Source organism: Pseudomonas syringae group sp. 247E2, from assembly GCF_032587795.1.
Lineage (GTDB): Bacteria > Pseudomonadota > Gammaproteobacteria > Pseudomonadales > Pseudomonadaceae > Aquipseudomonas > Aquipseudomonas amygdali.
On sequence record NZ_JAWHPK010000008.1, the window covers coordinates 656,888 to 674,289 of the forward strand.

Here is a 17,402-nt window from a genome sequence, read left to right on the forward strand (position 1 = left end):
TAGGCCTTGATGCCTGAGCACAAAGAATAAGCCTCTGTGGATTACTTGATTAGTCGGTATAGTTGGTTTGGACTCATCCATAAATGGAAGGAATAAACCCCGTGGCGCTTGACCTCAACGATGTCGCCCTGTTTGTGCAGGTCGTGCGCAGCGGCAGCTTTGCGCAGGCGGCAAGGCATCTGGGCATGCCTTCCAATACGGTCAGCCGCAGGGTTCAGCAGTTGGAAATACAGCTGGGCACTCGATTGTTGCAGCGGTCGACACGCAAGCTGGTCCTCACCCAGGCAGGGGAGGACTTCCACGAACGCTGTGTGGGCGCTGTCGATGGTTTGATGGATGCCGCAGAGCAGCTTGTTTCAGGCCGTGAAGAGCCTGGCGGTCGGCTGCGCATCGCCGCAATGGCGGATTTCTTCGATTTCTTTTCGATGGAGTGGGTGGCTGATTTTCTTGCCGAATATCCTCGGGTTCAGCTGGAGTTCGTGCTCAGCGATGAGCGCGCCGACCTGATCGCTGACCGGCTGGACATCGCGCTTCGCGGCGGCCCCTTGCAGGATTCGGGCTACGTAGGGCGACAACTGATCGAAGAGGGGCATGACAGCATGGTTGCCAGCCCGGCGTATATCGCCGCTCACGGCATGCCTGATTCCCTGCAGAGCCTGCACGGGCATTACTGCGTCAGCACGGCGCATCCCGGCGGGAGCACTGTCTGGCGGTTGCTCGGGCCGGACGCGAAGATGCATGAGGTGCAGATGGCCAGCCGATTCAATGCCAACACCGCGCAGGCATTGCGTAAAGCGACCCTGGCAGGGCTTGGTATTGCGCTATTGCCCGCGACGCTCATCCGCTCGGATTTGCGCGATGGCAGACTGGTGCCGGTACTGACGCAGTACCAGCGCACCAGTCATGGTCTGCATGTGCTTTATCCCAGTCGGCAACATCTGCCGCCTGCGGTGTCGGCATTCATAGCGCTGGTCATGGAAAAACTCAGGGACAAGGCGTTTGCGGCGCAATGAGCCGCCTTGGCGGCACACTACATGCTCTGCGTCACTTCAACTTCGAGGTCATGTAGATCAGCCGAACGGTCGCAACCGTAATGGCTTCTGCGTCGTTCTTGATGTTTTCCAGCTGGTCGCTGTCGACGTTGCTTTCGCCTGCATTTGATTCAATCAAGCGGGTCACGTGGTACAGGTTCTGAGTCACGTCGTGCAGGTTGCCGTGCAGGCGAGCAACAACGCGGTTGAGAGGAGCGCAGGCCTGGCTATTCGAAATCGTGACGGCGGGTGAGCTGAGACCGGTCACCACGTAGGCCACATCCACGCCCGCATTCGAGACGCTGGAAAGGTAGTCTGCCCGAGGCGAGCGAACACCGTTTTCGTAATTGCCCTGAGCGTTGGTTTCCACGCCACCTATCGCGCCCAGTGCGCTTTGCGAAAGTTTGAGGCGCAGACGTTCCTTTTTCAGCCGTGCTCCGATCCCTGTCATCCGTTTGTCCTCGATAGACTGTCCGCTGCAAGCCAAAGGCTTGTTGCCACACATCAGGGTTAACAAGCGTTACTGGCACTGATCGATAAGGCACTCCAACAGACCCGGAAAACTGAGCATTAGGGCCGATCAGGTACTAACGTGCCAGACAGGCGGTAGAGTGTACGTAGGAATTAAACGAGGTGATACATTTTTGTACGGACTTGAACGCTTTTAAACGGCGGCTTTGAAAGGCTTACAGCAGCGATATTTCCTGAAACCGGGAGGTCTTTAACCGGACCTCCCGACCGACCTACAAACAACGAGAGGCAGGTTGCGCGGTCCAGCTGGCGGCAGTTGCGGCGATCTTGTCAGCTAACCGGGACACGGCTTTCTGATGGGCGATAATGAGATTTTCCATGCCTTCCCCGGCCTGTTCGCGAATCACGCTGCTGCAGGTCAGACTCTGCCGCTTGCTGCCGGCGGTAGCGCCTGCATCGCGAAGCCCGAGCGTCCAGACCACATCGATCAACGCATAATTGCCAGGCATCGACTCGAAGCGGCGTACATCTGTACGGACCGAAAGCACCGGTTGATCGCTGTTTTTCGGCAGACCGGCCATGTCGCGGCTGCCGAAATGACGTTCAAGTTGCGGCGTCAGCGCATCGTGAAACTCGTCGCCCAGTGGCGAGCCCCAGCGTTCGGTGTCCAGAATCGCAAGGCTGCCGTTGCCTTGGCGAACCACCAGTGGCGGCTGGTCAACCTGAACCGGCATCAAGACCGGCAGCATCTCGAACTGGAACGGCATGGGTCTGGCCGCTACGCTGCTGGCCGCGCCCATGGGCGCAATCAGGGTGTAATAGTGGGTCTGCGTCGATGTGCAGGCACCCAGGCCCAGGGCTGCGGCAAGTACCGCCAGTTTCAGGCGCAAGGTCATTGTTTTGGCTCCAGATCAATGGCTCGGGATGAGGACGGGGCGTTGAACGAGCGTGGGGCTGCATCGCCCGTGCGACCGCGAATCAGCGATTCTGGATGGCGGCTGAGGAAGTCAGTCAGCACCCGTACCGAACGAGCGGTGCGCTGCACTTCATCCAGCGCCTGGCCCAATTGTTGACGCGCAGGCGAATCTTCAGCGAATGAATCGTTGGCGGTGCCCAGCGTTTTTTCAGCCTGCTGCAAGGTGCCACGCATCTGCGGTAGCACACTGCTGTTCACCTGTTTGAGGGTTTTCTGCAGCTCGCTCAGGCTGCCATTCAGGTTCTTCGCCAGGTCGTCGATCGGCAGTTTGCTGAGCTTCTCGACGAACGCCTGCAATTGCTCCTGCAACTTGTCGAAGCTGCCCGGTACGGTCGGGATTTCCAGCGGACGGGCCTTGGCATTGAATGCCACTTTCGGTGCCTTGGGATCGAATTCCATGGCGATGTACAACTGGCCGGTCAACAGGTTGCCGTTGCGCACTTGAGCGCGAAGGCCGTTGGCGACGAACGCTCCCAGCACTCTGGCGGATTGTTCTTCTTCATCGCCCTTGCCGCCAAGCTCCTGCAGTTTCGACTCGGCCGCACCCAGGCGCTTGGGATAAATCACTGCACCCACGATACCGGGGAAGGTCTTGGTGGCCGGGTCGTAATCCAGATCGACCGACACCACCTTGCCGATATTGACGCCAAGAAAGTCTACCGCTGCGTTGACCGTCAACCCGCGAAGCGACTGATTGAAGCGCATGCGGATATAGCGCGGTTCGCCGTCGGGCGGAGCCAGCGCGGTGGCCTGATCATCGAATATCTTGAATTCGGCGTTCTCGTCGGCGAGTTTCGAGTCCGGGCTCCAGTTGGGCTCGCGGAAGGCAATGCCGCCGGAGATGATCGAGGTCAGCGACTGGGTATTGACCTTCACCCCTGACGCGCCAACCGTGATGTCGACCCCGCTGGCATTCCAGAAACGGGTGTCGGTGGTGATGTACTGATCATTTGGTGCGTTGATGAAGATTTGAATATCGACCCCGCGACCATCCTTGGACAACTCGTAGCCAACCACCTGACCGACCTGAATGCGTCGATAGTAGATCGGTGAGCCAATGTCCAGAGAGCCGAGGTCGTCGGTATGCAGTTTGAAGCGCTTGCCTTTTTCACCGAAAGTGACCGGTGGCGGTGTTTCCAGGCCGGTAAAGCTGGTTTTGGTCTCCTCGGAGCTGCCCGCGTCGGCGCCAATGAAGGCGCCTGACAGCAACGTGTCGACGCCCGATACGCCGTGCGCGCCGATGCGCGGTCGCACCACCCAGAACTGGCTGTCGATTCTCGTGAACGGCGCGGCGCTGGTGTTCAGGTCGATGCTGGCCAGTACATGGGTACGGTCTTCACTAAGGGTGATATCGGTAACCATGCCGATGATCACGTTTTTGTATTTGACCTGGGTCTTGTTGGCCTCAAGGCCTTCTGCGGTCAGGAAGCTCACGGTGATTTTCGGGCCGATGTTCATCCAGTCATGCAAAGCCATGGATACACCAATGATCGCTGCAACGATCGGCACCAGCCAGATCAGCGAGACGCGCAGGCGACGACGTTTGACTTCAGGGCGTGGCACTGAAGCAGACGGGGGGAGGGTATTGTCAGACATCTTCAACCTCTGCGTCCCAGATAAGCCGGGGATCGAAACTCATGGCGGCGAACATCGTCATCACCACTACCAAGCCAAAAAACAGAATACCGATCCGCGGCTCGATGGTGCTGAGCTCGCGAAACTGAACCAGAGACGCCACAAGGGCTACAACCAGCACATCGAGCATCGACCAGTAGCCGATCAGCTCGATGAAACGGTAAAGACGTGCGCGCTCGCGCATCGCCCAGGTGCTGCGGCGCTGACACGTGATCAGCAGCATGCCCAGCACCAGAAATTTGATACAGGGCACCAGAACGCTGGCGACAAAGATCAGGATGGCAATGTCCCAGGAGCCGCTTTCAAAAAACTCCAGTACGCCGCTCATGATGGTGCTTTCACTGCGGTTGCCCAGCAGGTTGGTGTACATCACCGGCAGCACATTGGCCGGGATATAGAAGATCAGTGCGGCAATCAGATAAGCCCAGGTGCGGCTGATACTGTTGGGCTTGCGTCTGTGTACCGGTGAGTCGCAGCGCGGGCAGCGCGTAGCGTCCTCCTGGCAGGCGTAACCGCAGGTATGGCACAGGCAGAGCTTGTGTTCATGGGCGAAGGGAATGCCGTTCATTGCGGCGGCACTCCCAGTTCATCCCACAACCTGCGGATGTCCTTGTTGGCGATCAGCAGAATCAGCACCATCAGCATGGCCATGGCCCACAGCCCGACGCCGGGATGCACGTCGAGCATTCCTGACAGCTTGATGATCGCCACCAGAATACCGAGCATGCACACTTCGAGCATGCTCCACGGCCGCAGGTGTTCCAGGGCGCGCATGCAGGCCCTGAAGCCGGGCGCGATGATGCCTTTGTGCGCGTGTACCAACACCCAGAACAGCAAGGCGATCTGCAAAAGCGGCGCAAAGATAATCGAAAGGCCGGCGACCAGCGCAATGATCGTGATTCGCCCTTGAGCAAGGGCTTCAACCGATTGCCAGAGCGTGACCTCGTTGGTCAGGCCCTTCATGCTGATGCTGATCACGGGAAACAGGTTGGCGAATACAAAAAGCATGGCCGCAGCGACGGTCAGTGCCAGTAACTGCTCGATGGTCATTCGGTGGCCGCGCCCGAGCAGTGCCTCGCAACGCAGGCAGAACGCTGCTTCACCGGGCTTCAGCGGTTGCGCTTCGTACAGCGAGTCGCAATGCTCGCAAATGATCAGGCCAGGAGAGTGTTCAGTAGGATGCACAGTGCTCATCGACGCCATTGCTGCAGAGGTAAGGGGTGAGAACGCGAAGCACGAAAAGATACCTCGTTAATGGCAGTGTGAAGCGTTTTTTTTTGTACAGTCCATGCCAACGTATTGGTACACGTCATTGACCGCGATAGCGGTGGGTGGTTCACATGTCATAGCGCCATTATTCCATGCGGGAGCACATGCAGGAATAAGGGTGGAGAATATGTCAGCAACCGATGCCTTTTACAGTCATCTGCAAGGCACCGGTCGCCGTATTGTTTTCAAACAGGCCTATCCTAGAGCTTGCCGGGCTTTACGCGTTGCTTGAGGAACCCTAGCAACTGGCGGGCGGACGCTGGCACGTTGTGTTCGTCAAACGTGAGGCAGATTTCTCTGGCCTCATCCTCAATAGTGATCTCGTACTGATTCAGATCCCGCGCCTGATCATTGAACGCGCTGCTGGACTGATTCAGGCCGCTGTCACTGACCAGCCGCTGCAGTTGCTCGGCTTCTGGCTGCTCAAGGGTGGACGTATCGACTTCACAGCGTTTGACGGCACCCGCAAAACCGCCGGATTGCACTAGACAGACCTTCATTTCAAGCACCTTTGTGGTGGTCGCACTTCGGCTAAACCTTGACCCCGACTTCCTTCCAGGCCGCTTGTACGGCTTTTTTGGCTTTAGGGCCGAAGCGTGAATCCGAGGCGATTTTTATGCTGGCTCTGGCGCAGTCGACAAACTGACTGTCAGAGGCCAGCTCCAGCATCGTTTCATACCAGATTCTGCCCGCTACTTCCCAGGCATTTCCGCCCAACGCCTTGGCGACCAGCACGAACGCCCGATTGGGGATGCCCGAATTGATGTGTACGCCGCCGCGGTCCTTGGCGCCAGTGTACAGGTCGGCCATCGTTGCCGGTTGCGGATCATCGCCCAGGTCCGGATCGTTGGAATAGGCGGTGCCCGGTTTTTCCATGTCGCGAATGCCCCGTCGTGTAGGAGCGGGCACTAACAATTCCTTGCCGACTACCCAGTCCGACTCGGCGGCGCTGGTGCCCTGTTTCCATTGACGCACCAGCATGCCGAAGACATCGGCGAAATGCTCGTTGAGGGCTCCGGACTGCCCGCGGTAATCCAGATTCGAGGTGAAACTCTGCACACCGTGGGTCAGTTCATGGCCGATTACTTCCAGGCTGCCGGTGAAGCGCTTGAAGACCAGATCGTCGCCGTCGCCATACGCCATCTGGCTACCATTCCAGTAGGCGTTGCTCAGCGGTACGTGGTCGCCATTGAAGTCCACCTCGGCGACGTGCACCGTAGACACCAGCGACATGCCACTGTCGTCCAGCGAATTACGCTCGAACAGTTCTGCGTAGAAATCGTAGACATCGCCGGAACCGTCGTAGGCTTCATCGGTTGCCTTGTCACCAGTCGGGGCCTGGCCTTCCTTGCGAGCCACGGCGCCGGGAAGATCGTCGGTTCCCTTGGCATCGTGAATCACGCGGTGCTTTCGACCGTCAGGCGATTTGATCGCGTGCATGGAGGGCATGGTTCGGGCTGAAAGTCGTGATGCCAGGAACGCCGAGCTGCTCGTCAGGTTGGCAATGGCCCGGGCGCTGACCAGAGTCTTGGGGGATTGCGCCATACGCTCGAGCATATAAGGCGGAATGAAGCAATGCAGGGGGTTACGGTCGTCGCACATGATGAACTCCTGTTCTAATGCACCAACGGCGGCAAGCCGTCGGTCAACATGGTCGCAGGCGTTTGACACTTCATGTTGCGTTTATATGCAAAGAAATATCTGATCACATGACCAGTGATCGCAAAAAATATAACTGATTGTTGCGAGAACAGCGCATGGCAAGTGCCCAAAGCCCTTTGGCCGGGCATGCGACACCTCGACACAGTCCATCAACGGGCGTTGCGGGAATGTTAGACTCGCGCCACTTCAGACGAGGAGCAGACCTACGTGCGCAAGACGGTAATGATGATAGCGGTACTGGCTCTGGCCGGATGCGATGCAGGCAGCTCGAGTGCGCCCGCCAGGGAAAAAGCCCAGGATGCGGCGGTTACTGCTCCGGTCTCCACGCCACAGTGGTTCATCCAGATGAATTCGCGCGAAGCGGTGAGTGATACCAGCGCCTGGCTGCTGGAACGCAGCTACGCCCCGGTCATCGTGGATATCGACGGTAAACAGCAATTATTGATCGGACCTTATGAAAGCCAGGCCCAGGCCGAGGAACAGCGCGTGTTGTTGCAGGCCAAAGTGAGCAAATCCCACCGGTTTGCCGAGCCGTCGGTGGTACAGCACGCCCGCTTAAGGTAATTCATCAGACCTACACCATCGTTACAACAGCATCAAGCATCGCGGGCCCGTACCCAGGCCCGCGATGCTTCTCATCAGCGGCTGTCGATCAACGACGACCCAGCAACAGGCCGACTACCAGGCCGAAGCCAGCAGAAATAGCCACGGTTTGCCACGGGTGACCACCGATGTAGGTTTCGGTCGCTTCAACAACTGGTTTGGTGCGGTCGCGCACGCTGGCCATCGAGTCCAGTGCCTGCTTCAGCTTGAGGCTCAGTTGCGCACGCAGTGTTTCTGCTTCTTCGCCAACCAGCGCAGCGCTTTCCTTGAGCAATTTGTCGGATTCTTCGATCAGTGCCTGCAGGTCACTGAATGCCTGATCCTTGATTTGATCGGCAGCTTGTTGAGCAGGGGTCTTACGAGCCATGGGTATCTTCCTTTCAAGTGATGGCAACAGTGATCAATGGAGTCTCGCGCATCCTTAAAAGTTGCAATTGCTTGAATGACCCGACGCAAGACTCTGCAGGTAACGCCCCTTACGGGTGTAAGATGCAGCCGTTTTTAGCCGTAGGTGACTGTGATGAGTTTCAATCTGGCCAATCGGCCGCTCCCCGAACGTACCGCTCTTGAAGACGAGAAATCCCGTTTGTTCGACCTCTGGCAGAGCAATCTGGGCAAGGCCAAGAGTGAGGCTGCACGCTTGATGGGCGAGCGCGCGAAGCGCAAGGGCAAGTGGTCCGAATGGGTACGTTCCGAACTGGACACGATGAGCCCGCCGGAATACGCCAACATGGTACGCAGTGAAGTGAATCGTCTGGTAGCGGCGAGCAAGTAGCCTGCGACAGCGGCCTTCGCATTTGGCGGTAATCGTTGCTCGTGCCAGCGTTGGCATGACGGTTACAAATTTCCGTTCGTCATGCCCCTGCATGGGAATGCCTTGCATGCCGGGCTGATTCAGGCCTTTTGAGAACATTGATGGCCCAAGCCAGCGCAAGATTCACCCAGGGCAGCGTAGCGCGCCATATCGTCATCACCGCCAGTACCAGTGCCTTGAGCCTGTTTGCGATTTTTCTTGTCGACATACTCACGCTGGTCTATGTCTCGATGTTGCATGACCCTGTGCTTCTGGCTGCGGTCGGCATCGCCAAGGTGCTGATTTTTTTCAACAGCGCGCTGGTGACCGGTGTGATCATCGCTGCGACTTCGGTGTTGTCGGAGCGCATCGGCCATCGCGCGGTCAAGTCCATACCTCGACTGACCGGCAGCCTCATGCTGATGGTGGTCATGGTCGCCGGTCTGGCGTCTGCCGCACAGTTGGCGCTGGTGGTGCCGATTACCCACTGGCTGGGTGCCGAGGCGGCCACTTACGAGGCGGCGCGCAGTTTCATCTGGCTGACACTGCCTTTTACCGTGCTACAGGCCGTGATGCAGATGTCGGCGCAGATGCTCAGAACCACCGGTGATAACCGTCGGGCGCTGGCAGTGGTGCTCTCAGCGGCCGCCACGCTGGCGGTCGCAGACCCGCTGTTTATCTTTGTGCTGGACCTGGGGCTGAACGGCGCAGGCATCGCCTTTGCCATATCGGCAGCGGTGTCCGCGTCTATCGGGCTGTATTGGGTGCGCAGCCGCATAGGGATGGTTTTCACGCGCAATCTGAAGCTACTGCGCCTGCATGCCGTGCGTACCTTCAGGCTTGCGCTTCCTGCCATGGCGGCGAATCTGGCGACGCCGGTCGGTTTGGCTTATCTTGTCGCCTCGCTTTCTGCATTCGGCACCTCCGCCCTGGCCGCCATGGCGGTGCTGGATCGGGTCCTGCAGTTTTCGTATTGCGCCTTTTTTGCTTTGCCTGGCGCGCTGGCCCCGGTGCTTGGCCAGAATATTGGTGCGAACCGCGACGATCGCGTGCGCTCTGCGGTCATCTTTACTCGACGGCTGGTGGTCTGTTACGGGCTGGCAGTCTGGTTGATGCTGGTGCTGTGTGGCGGCATGATTGCCGATCTCTACCAGCTGGGAGCCGAGGCCCGCGCTGTGTTCATGGCCTTTTGCTTGTGGGGCGGCGGTCTCTGGGTTTTGATTGGTCTGGATTTCGTCGCCATCGCCGTATTCATGACCATGAACAAATCATGGTGGGTAGCGGTGTTTGCCTGGCTCAGGGCAACAGCGGGTACCGTGCCCTTCGTGTTCGCCGGCATTCACTGGTTTGGCAGCAGCGGTGCGTTGCCTGGCATGTTTACCGGTAATGCGATCATTGCGCTGATCTCCATCACCACGGCTTCACTGACAGCGAAGCGGTTTTTCACCAGCAGGACCCCGGTTTCCAGCATCGGGGTACATTGAATCAAGGCGTTATCAGGTTTTTATGGTTATCGAAGAATCAGGGAATGAATCCGAAGAAACAGCTGCGCCCAAGCGCCGTCGTGCGCCCAAGGGCGACATGCGCAGAAAGGCTTTGCTGGATGCCGCCACGGTTGTTTTCGCCAGGGACGGTTATTCGAGTGCATCAATGCGCGAGGTTGCATTGCTTGCCGGTATTACCACCGTCGGCTTGCTGCACCATTTCCCCAACAAGGAAGCCCTGCTCGCTGCGTTGCTGGAGCGCAGGGATCAGCGGGTTACGTCACGCTTCCAGGATCTGGTGACCGAACCGACGCTTGAAGGGTTTCTGAAATTTCTGAAACTGAGCATGAGCTTCAGTATCGAGAATGCTGACGAGTGTCAGGCGGCACTGCTGATGAATACCGAGAGCCTGTCGAAGTCGCACCCTGCGTGGACATGGCACCGCGAGCGATTCCAGCTGACCCATGAGCATGCACGCGGCCATTTGCACGCGTTGATAGAGGCGGGGGAGGTGCGTGCCGACATCAATGTCAAAGCCCTGGCCCAGGAAATCTTCTCGGTCATGGACGGTTTGCAGATTCAGTGGCTGAGAAGCCCGCAAGACGTCGATGTCATGGCGGTTTTCGATATCTACGTGCAGCGTCTGGGCAGGGACATCAAGGCTCATCCCTGAGCCTTGACGGGGTGCATCAGTAAGTCTGTGCCGCGCTGACCTGTACTGCCTTGCGCAGTGGCAGTGGCAGCGGGTTGCTGTCACGAGTGGTCAGTTTTTCCGGGTACAGGGTGATCAGCGTCCTGTTGAGGGTCAGGTTCTCCGAGTCTGCCCCCACAAGAATCTTGAACTTCCCGGCGTCCACGTCCCAGCTTGCCGTCTTGTCGACGTAGTAGGCCAGGGAGCGGGAGTCTATCGGTACGCTGACAGTCTTGCTCTCGCCGGGCTGCAGGTACACCTTGGTGAAGCCCTTGAGCTCTTTCTCCGGACGGTCCACCGCAGGTTTGACCGGCTGCACATACAGCTGTGCCACTTCGAAGCCTGCCTTGTCACCGGTGTTGGTCACGGTGAATTTAACGTCGATTGTCGAGCCTGGCGTCAGCACGTTGGTCGACAGTTTCAGGTCGCTGTAGCTGAACGTGGTGTAGGACAGGCCATAACCGAACGGGTAAAGCGGCTTGGCGTGTTTCTTGTCATAGCCGCGATAACCCATGTACAGGCCTTCGCTGTAGGTCATTTCGGTCAGCGGGTTGTTGCCGCGATAGGCCGCCGGGTCCGGATAGGAAGCATAGCTTGGGTTATCCTCGATTTTCTTGTCGATCGTGACCGGCAGCTTGCCCGACGGGTTGACCTTGCCATAGAGGATCTCGGCCAGCGCCTGACCGCCTTGCTGGCCCGGGAACCAGGCTTGCAGCGTAGCGCCCACCTTGTTTGCCCAAGGCTGCATGTTGGCCACGCCGCCGCCGTGCATGACGACGATGGTGTTGGGGTTGGCCTTGGCAACGAAGCTGATCAGCTCAGCCTGTTGATCGGGCAGATCGAAACCGTGGTCAGAGCCTTCGCCTTCGTTCTCGGACGTGTTCCCTGTAGCAACCACGACTGCATCGTATTTCGACAGGTCTTTTGGCGGACGCAACGACGCCCAGCTCATCTGCACGCCCGTCAGGCTACCCAGCACAGGGATAAAGTTGCCTTGTACACGCTGGTATTCCAGCTTCACGCTGTAGGTCTTGCCAGCCGACAATGCTGCGGTTTTCCCCGACGTTGTCAGCGCGTTCACTACGTCACCGGAGTAAGGCACGCCATCGCTCTGCAGAACGAGTTCATCGTTGACCCACAGTTTGTAAGGGCCGTCTGCTCGCACCTTGAACACCTGAGCGCCCGAGACGGTTGGTTTGATGGTGGTGGTAAACCGCGCCGAGAATGCCCCGGGTGACGGGCTGAAGCCAGACACCGCAGTACTGCCTGCGTTGGTGACGTTGCTGCCGGTGGTCCAGTTCAGGTTCAAGCCTGGTTCCACGCGCGTCAGCACCGGGTCGCCGGAAAAGGTGGTGTTGGAGAAGTACTCGGCTTTTACCCCGGCGTTGCTGATTCCGTTGTCGCCGGTTGCTGGCTGATACCACACCGAACTGGCCGGATTCAGGCTCATTTCCGAAAGGTAGGTGACATCGGAGCTGCTGGACGCCAGTTGCTGCAGGCCGCTCAGCTCGGTTACATAGCTGTTGGGCGGCGAGTTCGCAGTGCCAAAAGGAGATGCAGGGACATCGTGGGCCCAGTTGCCAATCACAGCGATTTTCGCCGAGCGCGCCAGCGGCAGCAACGGTTTGCCCGCAGCGGTGTTTTCGTTGCGCAGTAATACGATGGATTCGCGCGCGGTATTCAGTGCAGCGCGCATGCCGTACTCGGGATGCTCCAGGGTCTTGGCGGTGTTGAGGTTTTCCTGGAGGTCGTAGCTGACGATGGCGCGCAGGTTACGTTTGACCTTGTCGTCGATCACGTTCTGGGTCAGTTGCCCGCTCCACAGGTAAGGCAGCAGTTTGGCTTCGGTAAACTGCAGGCCGGAGGGCATGTCGATGTCCGTACCGGCCCATGCGCCCTTGAAGGCATCGTGAATGGCGTTGAAATCACTGATGACCATGCCCTGATAGCCCCATTCGCCCTTGAGCACTTCAGTGATCAGGTGATGGTTTTCACAGGCATAGTCGCCGTTGACCTTGTTGAAACCGCACATGATCGAGGCGACATTGGCGTTCTTCACCATCGACTCGAAGCCCGGCAGGTACAGTTCACGCAGGGTGCGCTCATCGACCTTGATGTCGACTGCCTGACGATTGGCTTCCTGCTCGTTGGCCAGGTAGTGCTTGCCGCTGGCCTGGATACCCTGGGCCTGAATGCCGTTGACAATGGCCGGTGCCAGTACCGCGCCGAGGAACGGGTCCTCACCGCTGACATATTCTGCCGAACGGCCGTTGTAGGGCGTGCGGTACAGGTTGACGCCTGGCGACAGCATCTGCTGACCGCCGGAAATCCGTGTCTCATAAGCGATGGCCAGGCCGAATTCCTTTGCCCGGTTGATGCTCCAGGTCGCTGCCAGCGCCGACTGCGAAGGGTACTGAGCACCGAACGTGGCATTGTTGACGTGCACGCCCATGGACGAGTCATACGCTACGGTGCCCTTGATGCCCCACTTGAGCAGGGAAGGGATCATGTGGCCGTCGTCGACGCGAGTGAAGTTGATCTTTTCCGACTGGTTCATGTTGTCGAGAATCGAGCTGACGCGCGCTTCGACTGCGTTACCGGTCGCCGGGGTCACGGCGGCGAGCGCAAGGTTGGCCTGCATGACGCTGAACGTCAGCAGGCTCAGGCTCAGCGTCTGTTTGAAGGCTGACAAGGCAAGTGTCCTTCCGGTCGATGTGATCGGTTGATTGAGGTTGTTCATGGTCGTTGTGCCTGGGCAGGGGCGTCGTCGGTGTCCACTGGCGCTTCGAGCAGGGACGACGAACTCTGTTGTTGAGCCGGGTTGATCTTGTCAGCGCCTGATAACTGGTCGCGCTTGGCTTCCACCTGCGTCCGGATCTGTTGATCGGACACAGCGGTATTTGTGCTGGAAGTTGAGTCCGCTGACAGTGCGCAGACACTGTGCGCGCACAAAAGTACTGCACTGAAAACAGACAGCATGGTTCTAGTCATCGATTGCATCTCGATTAATGGTTTGCAGGAGAAAAACAGACGGCTGCCGCAATGACACATCGCTTGGCTGAACAGTAAGTCCAACGCGACAGTAAAAAGTTCACCGGTAGATAAAGTATTACTAACCCTGTTTTTATTAAATGATGTCAGTTGGCCTCCATCAGGTTTTTCTTGACGAAAAACAATTGGAGTGATGATTTTTACAGGTTTAAATAGCTATTTCTGCTATTAAATTGGTTTTAATTGTTAAAAAATTTGGAATTTTTAGGTTTAAATTGCTTTTTAGTAAACCTAATTGTCGTTAGGTTTAGTGATCTGGTAAGCTTTGCATTCTGACGATTTTACGTGCGTTCAATACAAGCGACTAATAGTCTATTCAGGGCGGTTCTATAAAATATTGATGGGCTCAATGATTGTTTTTGAATGCGCTTCAATAAATAGAGTGTTCTAAAAAGTGCGCAAAAATTGACGCTTTGTGAACGGCTTTATTTAAGGTTGAGCGTGTGTTGTGCAGGTCGGGAAGAACGGTTCGGGTGTCCACTGTTTTGCGCGTCAGGCGTCATTAAGTTAAAGGCAAATGCGGTGAGTTACGAATGTCCACGCGTTGACCTCGCGATCTTGAGCATCGTCAAGCGATTGTGCTTGAGCAAACCCCAAAAGCTTACGTTTGGTCAGATCTACCGGGAGCTGGTGCGCGCGCACGCCCGTGCCCCGGCCATCCACGTTTGTGTGGCAGCGGTCGACACGCTGGTCAGGGAGGGGCTTCTGGTCTCCGCAAGAGTCCTGGAGCCCGATCAGTCATTTCCTTATACCCAGCACATCATCAGTGGCCTGACCGAGATTGGCGCAGCCTCGCTCGCCAGCTGTGAAGACCCTGTGGTCACTCAACGCAGTGTCACTCGTTATACGGCAACGAGAGGTAGTATTGGCCCAGTTCGGTCAGCTTACCCTCATTGTTCAACAGGCTGGAAAAGTGCGGGTCCGGGTTCATCCGGCCAGTGAACCAGGCGTACCTGAACACGTCCGTGCGCTGCTCAAGCGTGGCGACCATCTCGGCCATCTGCTGCTTCTGCTTTTCGACCGTATCAATCTGCGCACCGTCATCCAGGGCGTGCCAATTGGCGAACTCGGTGACCCAGAAGGGTTTTCCGTACTTCGACAGCCGATCGAGCATTCCTGGCAAACCATAGTCGTACCAGTGAAAAGCCAGGTAATCGATGCGCGGGTCGCGATTTTGATTCATCGATCGATAGGCTGTGTAGAAGGCATCAAGCCATACCACCGGGTCGCCGTAGCCCGGCATGGTTCCCCAGTTCATCGCTGGCCCCACCAGTTTTACGCCGGTCTGGGCAGCGATCTGTTCCAGCCTCGGCCAGAAGCTGGCCGCCGCTTCGGGCGTCATGTTGGCCTGGTCGAGCAGATTCGGCTCATTGATCACCAGCAAATAGCGGATGGCGGGATGGGTCAGCAGGTATTGCTTCAATTGACCGTCGTCAACGTTGCCGTTCCATACCATCGGGATGAAATCCACACCGTACATTGAAGCGTAGTCGTAGGACGCCAGGCGGTCGTGGGGCTTGGGGCTCCAGTTGTACCACCAGCTCACGCCCGAAGATAACGCACTCAGGTCGGCGGGCAGGGCGATGTCGTAGGCAATGCCGCGCTTGGCGCTTTTTTCTGCAGCCCATGTCGGTGCCATGCACAGGCTGAGCATCAGCGTCACAAGAGCCAGAAAGGTCGGGAAAAAACGTGCTGACGGGTTCTGCGGGGTCATTGGCAAATCTTCCTTGAGGGTGGGGAGGCATGGAGCATGCTCAGCAGTCAGCCAGCAGAAAGCATGCCACCTGTATCGCCCCGTTTACGCTGCCAAACCCTGACAGGCATTACTACCCGTAATGACTGGTTACCAAGGATCTCCCTCTGCCTGGCGCAAATCCAGCGTGCCGCTGTCACTGAAGCGCATCGTACCGAACAGGCCGCCAGCCAGCTTGCCGCGAAGTGTATAGGGCAGATTGTCCAAACGCTGGCTCTGACTAAGCCCCAGTGCCTGGCGCAAGGCGGCGAACGCCGACACGCTGACCGGCACCACCAGTACCGCTTCGGAGAAGCGTCCTACGGTGCCTTTCTGGTTGCTCACACCAGAGGCGAGCAGCTTACCGTTCACGTCCAGATCCAGCGCCACGCCGGTGTAGTTGATCTCGGTTTCGTTCGGGTTCTGCACCCGCAATGTGACCGCCATGCGCAGTTCAAGTCCCTGCCCGGGAACGGGTTCGATACCGACGACATTGATCGTCAGCGGGTCTTGATGGGGGATGAGTGCACACGCGCTCAAACCAAGGATAAGCAGGCCTGAGAGCAGGGCGCGGATCGGGCGTAGCGACATTCGTGTGCTCCAGCGTCGGGTTCAGTCATCTTCAGACCTCGTCTGCCATGAGAGATTCGTCCTGTCGGGCGCAATGCCGGGATACCCGCTAATCTGCCTGTTTCAACCATTGCGTCCGCAAGGCAGCAGGTTGATGATTCGACCGATCCTATAAAAACAAGACTGGAGATAATCATGTCCATCGAAAGGACACCCCTTCATCAAGACCCTGTGGTCATTGTCAGCGCTGCGCGCACGCCCATGGGCGGTTTTCAGGGTGCTCTGCAGAGCCTGAGTGCCACAGAACTGGGTTCGATCGCCATCCGCGCGGCCGTTGAGCGGGCAGGCATTGAAAGTGCAGACGTGCAGCATGTGCTGTTTGGTTGCGTGCTGCCAGCGGGCCTCGGTCAAGCGCCCGCCCGACAAGCTGCACTGGGGGCCGGGCTAGGCAATGCGACGCTGTGCAGCACGGTCAACAAGATGTGCGGTTCCGGTATGCAGACCGCAATCATGGCCCATGACCTGTTGATGGCAGACAGCACGGCGGTGGTAGTGGCTGGCGGCATGGAGAGTATGTCCAATGCACCTTACCTGCTGGATCGCGCTCGCAATGGCTACCGCATGGGGCACGGCAAGGTGCTGGACCATATGTTTCTGGATGGCCTTGAGGATGCCTATGAGCCGGGTCGGCTGATGGGTACCTTCGCCGAAGACTGCGCCGGGTCGAACGGTTTCAGTCGCGAGGCGCAGGATGCGTTCGCTCTGGCGTCACTGGCCCGCGCGCAGGAGGCCATCGCCGACGGTCATTTCGACGCAGAAATCGTGCCGGTGCAGGCCACCGTGGGTAAAGAGTCCAGGCAGATCATTCACGATGAACAACCGCCCAAGGCGCGTCCGGACAAGATCCCGACGCTCAAGCCCGCCTTTCGCGAGGGCGGCACGGTTACGGCAGCCAACTCCAGCTCAATCTCCGATGGCGCCGCAGCACTGCTGTTGATGCGTCAGTCCGAGGCGCAGCGGCGAGGGTTGCGGCCCTTGGCGGTGTTTTACGCACATGCGGCATTTGCCGACCAGCCGGGCCTGTTTCCAACCGCACCGATAGGCGCCATTCAGCGTCTGCTGAGCAAGACAGGCTGGGCGCTGGATGACGTCGATCTGTTTGAGATCAACGAAGCGTTTGCAGTCGTGCCGCTGGTAGCGATGAGTGAACTGGGCCTTGCGCACGAGAAGGTCAATGTCAACGGTGGGGCGTGCGCTCTGGGTCATCCGATAGGCGCTTCGGGCGCGCGGATCATTGTGACGCTGTTGGCGGCTTTGCAGCGCAGGCAGCTCAAGCGCGGGGTGGCGGCGATTTGCATCGGTGGCGGAGAGGCCACCGCTGTCGCCATTGAAATCATCGATTAGATAATTTATTCAAAGACTTACGATTTTTTT

18 protein-coding genes and 1 pseudogene are annotated in these 17,402 nt (G+C 57.9%); 7 read left to right on the plus strand and 12 right to left on the minus strand.

All coding sequences use genetic code 11. The annotated features are described in order from the left end of the window. Positions 1-101: 101 nt before the first annotated feature. A complete protein-coding gene (locus tag RYC18_RS10070; protein WP_005745204.1) occupies positions 102-1,013 on the plus strand; it encodes a LysR family transcriptional regulator in 912 nt (303 codons plus the stop codon). A 31-nt stretch (positions 1,014-1,044) separates the two neighbouring features. Here the strand turns inward: RYC18_RS10070 and RYC18_RS10075 are convergent, their stop codons facing one another. The 7 genes from RYC18_RS10075 to RYC18_RS10105 all read right to left on the minus strand — a co-directional run bounded on the left by RYC18_RS10075 (position 1,045) and on the right by RYC18_RS10105 (position 6,984). After that, positions 1,045-1,482, minus strand: a complete 438-nt coding sequence (locus RYC18_RS10075) for a helix-turn-helix domain-containing protein (protein ID WP_002553227.1) — start codon at positions 1,480-1,482, stop codon at positions 1,045-1,047. A gap of 292 nt (positions 1,483-1,774) precedes the next feature. After that, positions 1,775-2,398: a membrane integrity-associated transporter subunit PqiC gene (locus RYC18_RS10080; protein ID WP_004658604.1), complete on the minus strand. Its 624-nt coding sequence runs from the start codon at positions 2,396-2,398 to the stop codon at positions 1,775-1,777. Beyond that, a complete protein-coding gene (locus RYC18_RS10085) occupies positions 2,395-4,074 on the minus strand; it encodes an intermembrane transport protein PqiB (protein WP_005745202.1) in 1,680 nt (559 codons plus the stop codon). Before RYC18_RS10085 ends, RYC18_RS10080 begins: the two co-directional genes overlap by 4 nt. Then, the gene (locus tag RYC18_RS10090; protein ID WP_004664882.1) at positions 4,067-4,681 is read right to left on the minus strand and encodes a paraquat-inducible protein A; all 615 of its coding nucleotides are present in this window, start codon (positions 4,679-4,681) and stop codon (positions 4,067-4,069) included. Before RYC18_RS10090 ends, RYC18_RS10085 begins: the two co-directional genes overlap by 8 nt. Beyond that, on the minus strand, positions 4,678-5,307 hold the full coding sequence (locus tag RYC18_RS10095; protein WP_005731758.1) for a paraquat-inducible protein A: 630 nt from the start codon (positions 5,305-5,307) through the stop codon (positions 4,678-4,680). The genes RYC18_RS10090 and RYC18_RS10095 overlap by 4 nt, the downstream gene beginning before the upstream one ends. 275 nt (positions 5,308-5,582) lie before the next feature. Then, positions 5,583-5,882: a protealysin inhibitor emfourin gene (locus tag RYC18_RS10100; protein ID WP_002553232.1), complete on the minus strand. Its 300-nt coding sequence runs from the start codon at positions 5,880-5,882 to the stop codon at positions 5,583-5,585. Between the two features lie 31 nt (positions 5,883-5,913). Continuing rightward, positions 5,914-6,984, minus strand: coding sequence for a M4 family metallopeptidase (locus RYC18_RS10105; protein ID WP_005745200.1), 1,071 nt, complete (start codon positions 6,982-6,984; stop codon positions 5,914-5,916). Positions 6,985-7,251: 267 nt separating this feature from the next. Between RYC18_RS10105 and RYC18_RS10110 the strand changes: the two genes are divergently transcribed. Next, positions 7,252-7,608 (plus strand): hypothetical protein, encoded by a 357-nt coding sequence (locus RYC18_RS10110; protein ID WP_316885605.1) that lies wholly within the window; start codon positions 7,252-7,254, stop codon positions 7,606-7,608. 88 nt (positions 7,609-7,696) lie between these two features. Here RYC18_RS10110 and RYC18_RS10115 read toward each other — a convergent pair whose 3' ends face one another. After that, entirely contained in the window at positions 7,697-8,014 is a 318-nt protein-coding gene (locus RYC18_RS10115) for a YqjD family protein (protein WP_002553234.1), read from the minus strand. Between the two features lie 153 nt (positions 8,015-8,167). Here RYC18_RS10115 and RYC18_RS10120 point away from each other — a divergent pair, with 153 nt between their 5' ends. From RYC18_RS10120 to RYC18_RS10130, 3 genes are all read left to right on the plus strand, one after another. Next, the gene (locus RYC18_RS10120; RefSeq protein WP_002553235.1) at positions 8,168-8,422 is read left to right on the plus strand and encodes a hypothetical protein; all 255 of its coding nucleotides are present in this window, start codon (positions 8,168-8,170) and stop codon (positions 8,420-8,422) included. A 140-nt stretch (positions 8,423-8,562) separates the two neighbouring features. Beyond that, positions 8,563-9,924 carry an MATE family efflux transporter gene (locus tag RYC18_RS10125; protein ID WP_054996269.1) on the plus strand — a complete coding sequence of 454 codons (1,362 nt, stop codon included), beginning with the start codon at positions 8,563-8,565 and terminating at the stop codon, positions 9,922-9,924. Positions 9,925-9,946: 22 nt separating this feature from the next. Continuing rightward, a complete protein-coding gene (locus tag RYC18_RS10130) occupies positions 9,947-10,597 on the plus strand; it encodes a TetR/AcrR family transcriptional regulator (protein WP_005745194.1) in 651 nt (216 codons plus the stop codon). 16 nt (positions 10,598-10,613) lie between these two features. On the opposite strand, the gene RYC18_RS10135 is transcribed toward RYC18_RS10130, so the two are convergent. Next, a complete protein-coding gene (locus RYC18_RS10135; protein ID WP_010198750.1) occupies positions 10,614-13,355 on the minus strand; it encodes a beta-glucosidase in 2,742 nt (913 codons plus the stop codon). After that, positions 13,352-13,594, minus strand: coding sequence for a hypothetical protein (locus tag RYC18_RS10140; protein ID WP_002553239.1), 243 nt, complete (start codon positions 13,592-13,594; stop codon positions 13,352-13,354). The genes RYC18_RS10135 and RYC18_RS10140 overlap by 4 nt, the downstream gene beginning before the upstream one ends. 552 nt (positions 13,595-14,146) lie before the next feature. On the opposite strand from RYC18_RS10140, the pseudogene RYC18_RS10145 reads away from it, so the two are divergent. Next, positions 14,147-14,464: pseudogene (locus tag RYC18_RS10145) on the plus strand (hypothetical protein); the annotation flags it as partial. Positions 14,465-14,501: 37 nt separating this feature from the next. On the opposite strand, the gene RYC18_RS10150 reads toward RYC18_RS10145, so the two are convergent. Both RYC18_RS10150 and RYC18_RS10155 read right to left on the minus strand, forming a co-directional pair. After that, positions 14,502-15,320 carry a glycoside hydrolase family protein gene (locus RYC18_RS10150; protein WP_410478360.1) on the minus strand — a complete coding sequence of 273 codons (819 nt, stop codon included), beginning with the start codon at positions 15,318-15,320 and terminating at the stop codon, positions 14,502-14,504. A gap of 189 nt (positions 15,321-15,509) precedes the next feature. After that, positions 15,510-15,989, minus strand: a complete 480-nt coding sequence (locus tag RYC18_RS10155) for an LEA type 2 family protein (protein WP_016982595.1) — start codon at positions 15,987-15,989, stop codon at positions 15,510-15,512. Between the two features lie 174 nt (positions 15,990-16,163). Between RYC18_RS10155 and RYC18_RS10160 the strand changes: the two genes are divergently transcribed. After that, a complete protein-coding gene (locus RYC18_RS10160) occupies positions 16,164-17,372 on the plus strand; it encodes an acetyl-CoA C-acyltransferase (protein ID WP_057404292.1) in 1,209 nt (402 codons plus the stop codon). The last annotated feature ends 30 nt before the right edge of the window (positions 17,373-17,402 follow it).

Bases quoted from the DNA above. Each gene is read 5' to 3' on its own strand.
- RYC18_RS10075 (WP_002553227.1), bottom strand. From the start codon at position 1,482: ATGACAGGGATCGGAGCACGGCTGAAAAAGGAACGTCTGCGCCTCAAA.
- RYC18_RS10085 (WP_005745202.1), bottom strand. From the start codon at position 4,074: ATGTCTGACAATACCCTCCCCCCGTCTGCTTCAGTGCCACGCCCTGAA.
- RYC18_RS10125 (WP_054996269.1), top strand. From the start codon at position 8,563: ATGGCCCAAGCCAGCGCAAGATTCACCCAGGGCAGCGTAGCGCGCCAT.
- RYC18_RS10095 (WP_005731758.1), bottom strand. From the start codon at position 5,307: ATGAGCACTGTGCATCCTACTGAACACTCTCCTGGCCTGATCATTTGC.
- RYC18_RS10155 (WP_016982595.1), bottom strand. From the start codon at position 15,989: ATGTCGCTACGCCCGATCCGCGCCCTGCTCTCAGGCCTGCTTATCCTT.
- RYC18_RS10115 (WP_002553234.1), bottom strand. From the start codon at position 8,014: ATGGCTCGTAAGACCCCTGCTCAACAAGCTGCCGATCAAATCAAGGAT.
- RYC18_RS10090 (WP_004664882.1), bottom strand. From the start codon at position 4,681: ATGAACGGCATTCCCTTCGCCCATGAACACAAGCTCTGCCTGTGCCAT.
- RYC18_RS10080 (WP_004658604.1), bottom strand. From the start codon at position 2,398: ATGACCTTGCGCCTGAAACTGGCGGTACTTGCCGCAGCCCTGGGCCTG.
- RYC18_RS10100 (WP_002553232.1), bottom strand. From the start codon at position 5,882: ATGAAGGTCTGTCTAGTGCAATCCGGCGGTTTTGCGGGTGCCGTCAAA.
- RYC18_RS10135 (WP_010198750.1), bottom strand. From the start codon at position 13,355: ATGAACAACCTCAATCAACCGATCACATCGACCGGAAGGACACTTGCC.
- RYC18_RS10120 (WP_002553235.1), top strand. From the start codon at position 8,168: ATGAGTTTCAATCTGGCCAATCGGCCGCTCCCCGAACGTACCGCTCTT.
- RYC18_RS10160 (WP_057404292.1), top strand. From the start codon at position 16,164: ATGTCCATCGAAAGGACACCCCTTCATCAAGACCCTGTGGTCATTGTC.
- RYC18_RS10105 (WP_005745200.1), bottom strand. From the start codon at position 6,984: ATGTGCGACGACCGTAACCCCCTGCATTGCTTCATTCCGCCTTATATG.
- RYC18_RS10130 (WP_005745194.1), top strand. From the start codon at position 9,947: ATGGTTATCGAAGAATCAGGGAATGAATCCGAAGAAACAGCTGCGCCC.
- RYC18_RS10150 (WP_410478360.1), bottom strand. From the start codon at position 15,320: ATGCTCAGCCTGTGCATGGCACCGACATGGGCTGCAGAAAAAAGCGCC.
- RYC18_RS10140 (WP_002553239.1), bottom strand. From the start codon at position 13,594: ATGCTGTCTGTTTTCAGTGCAGTACTTTTGTGCGCGCACAGTGTCTGC.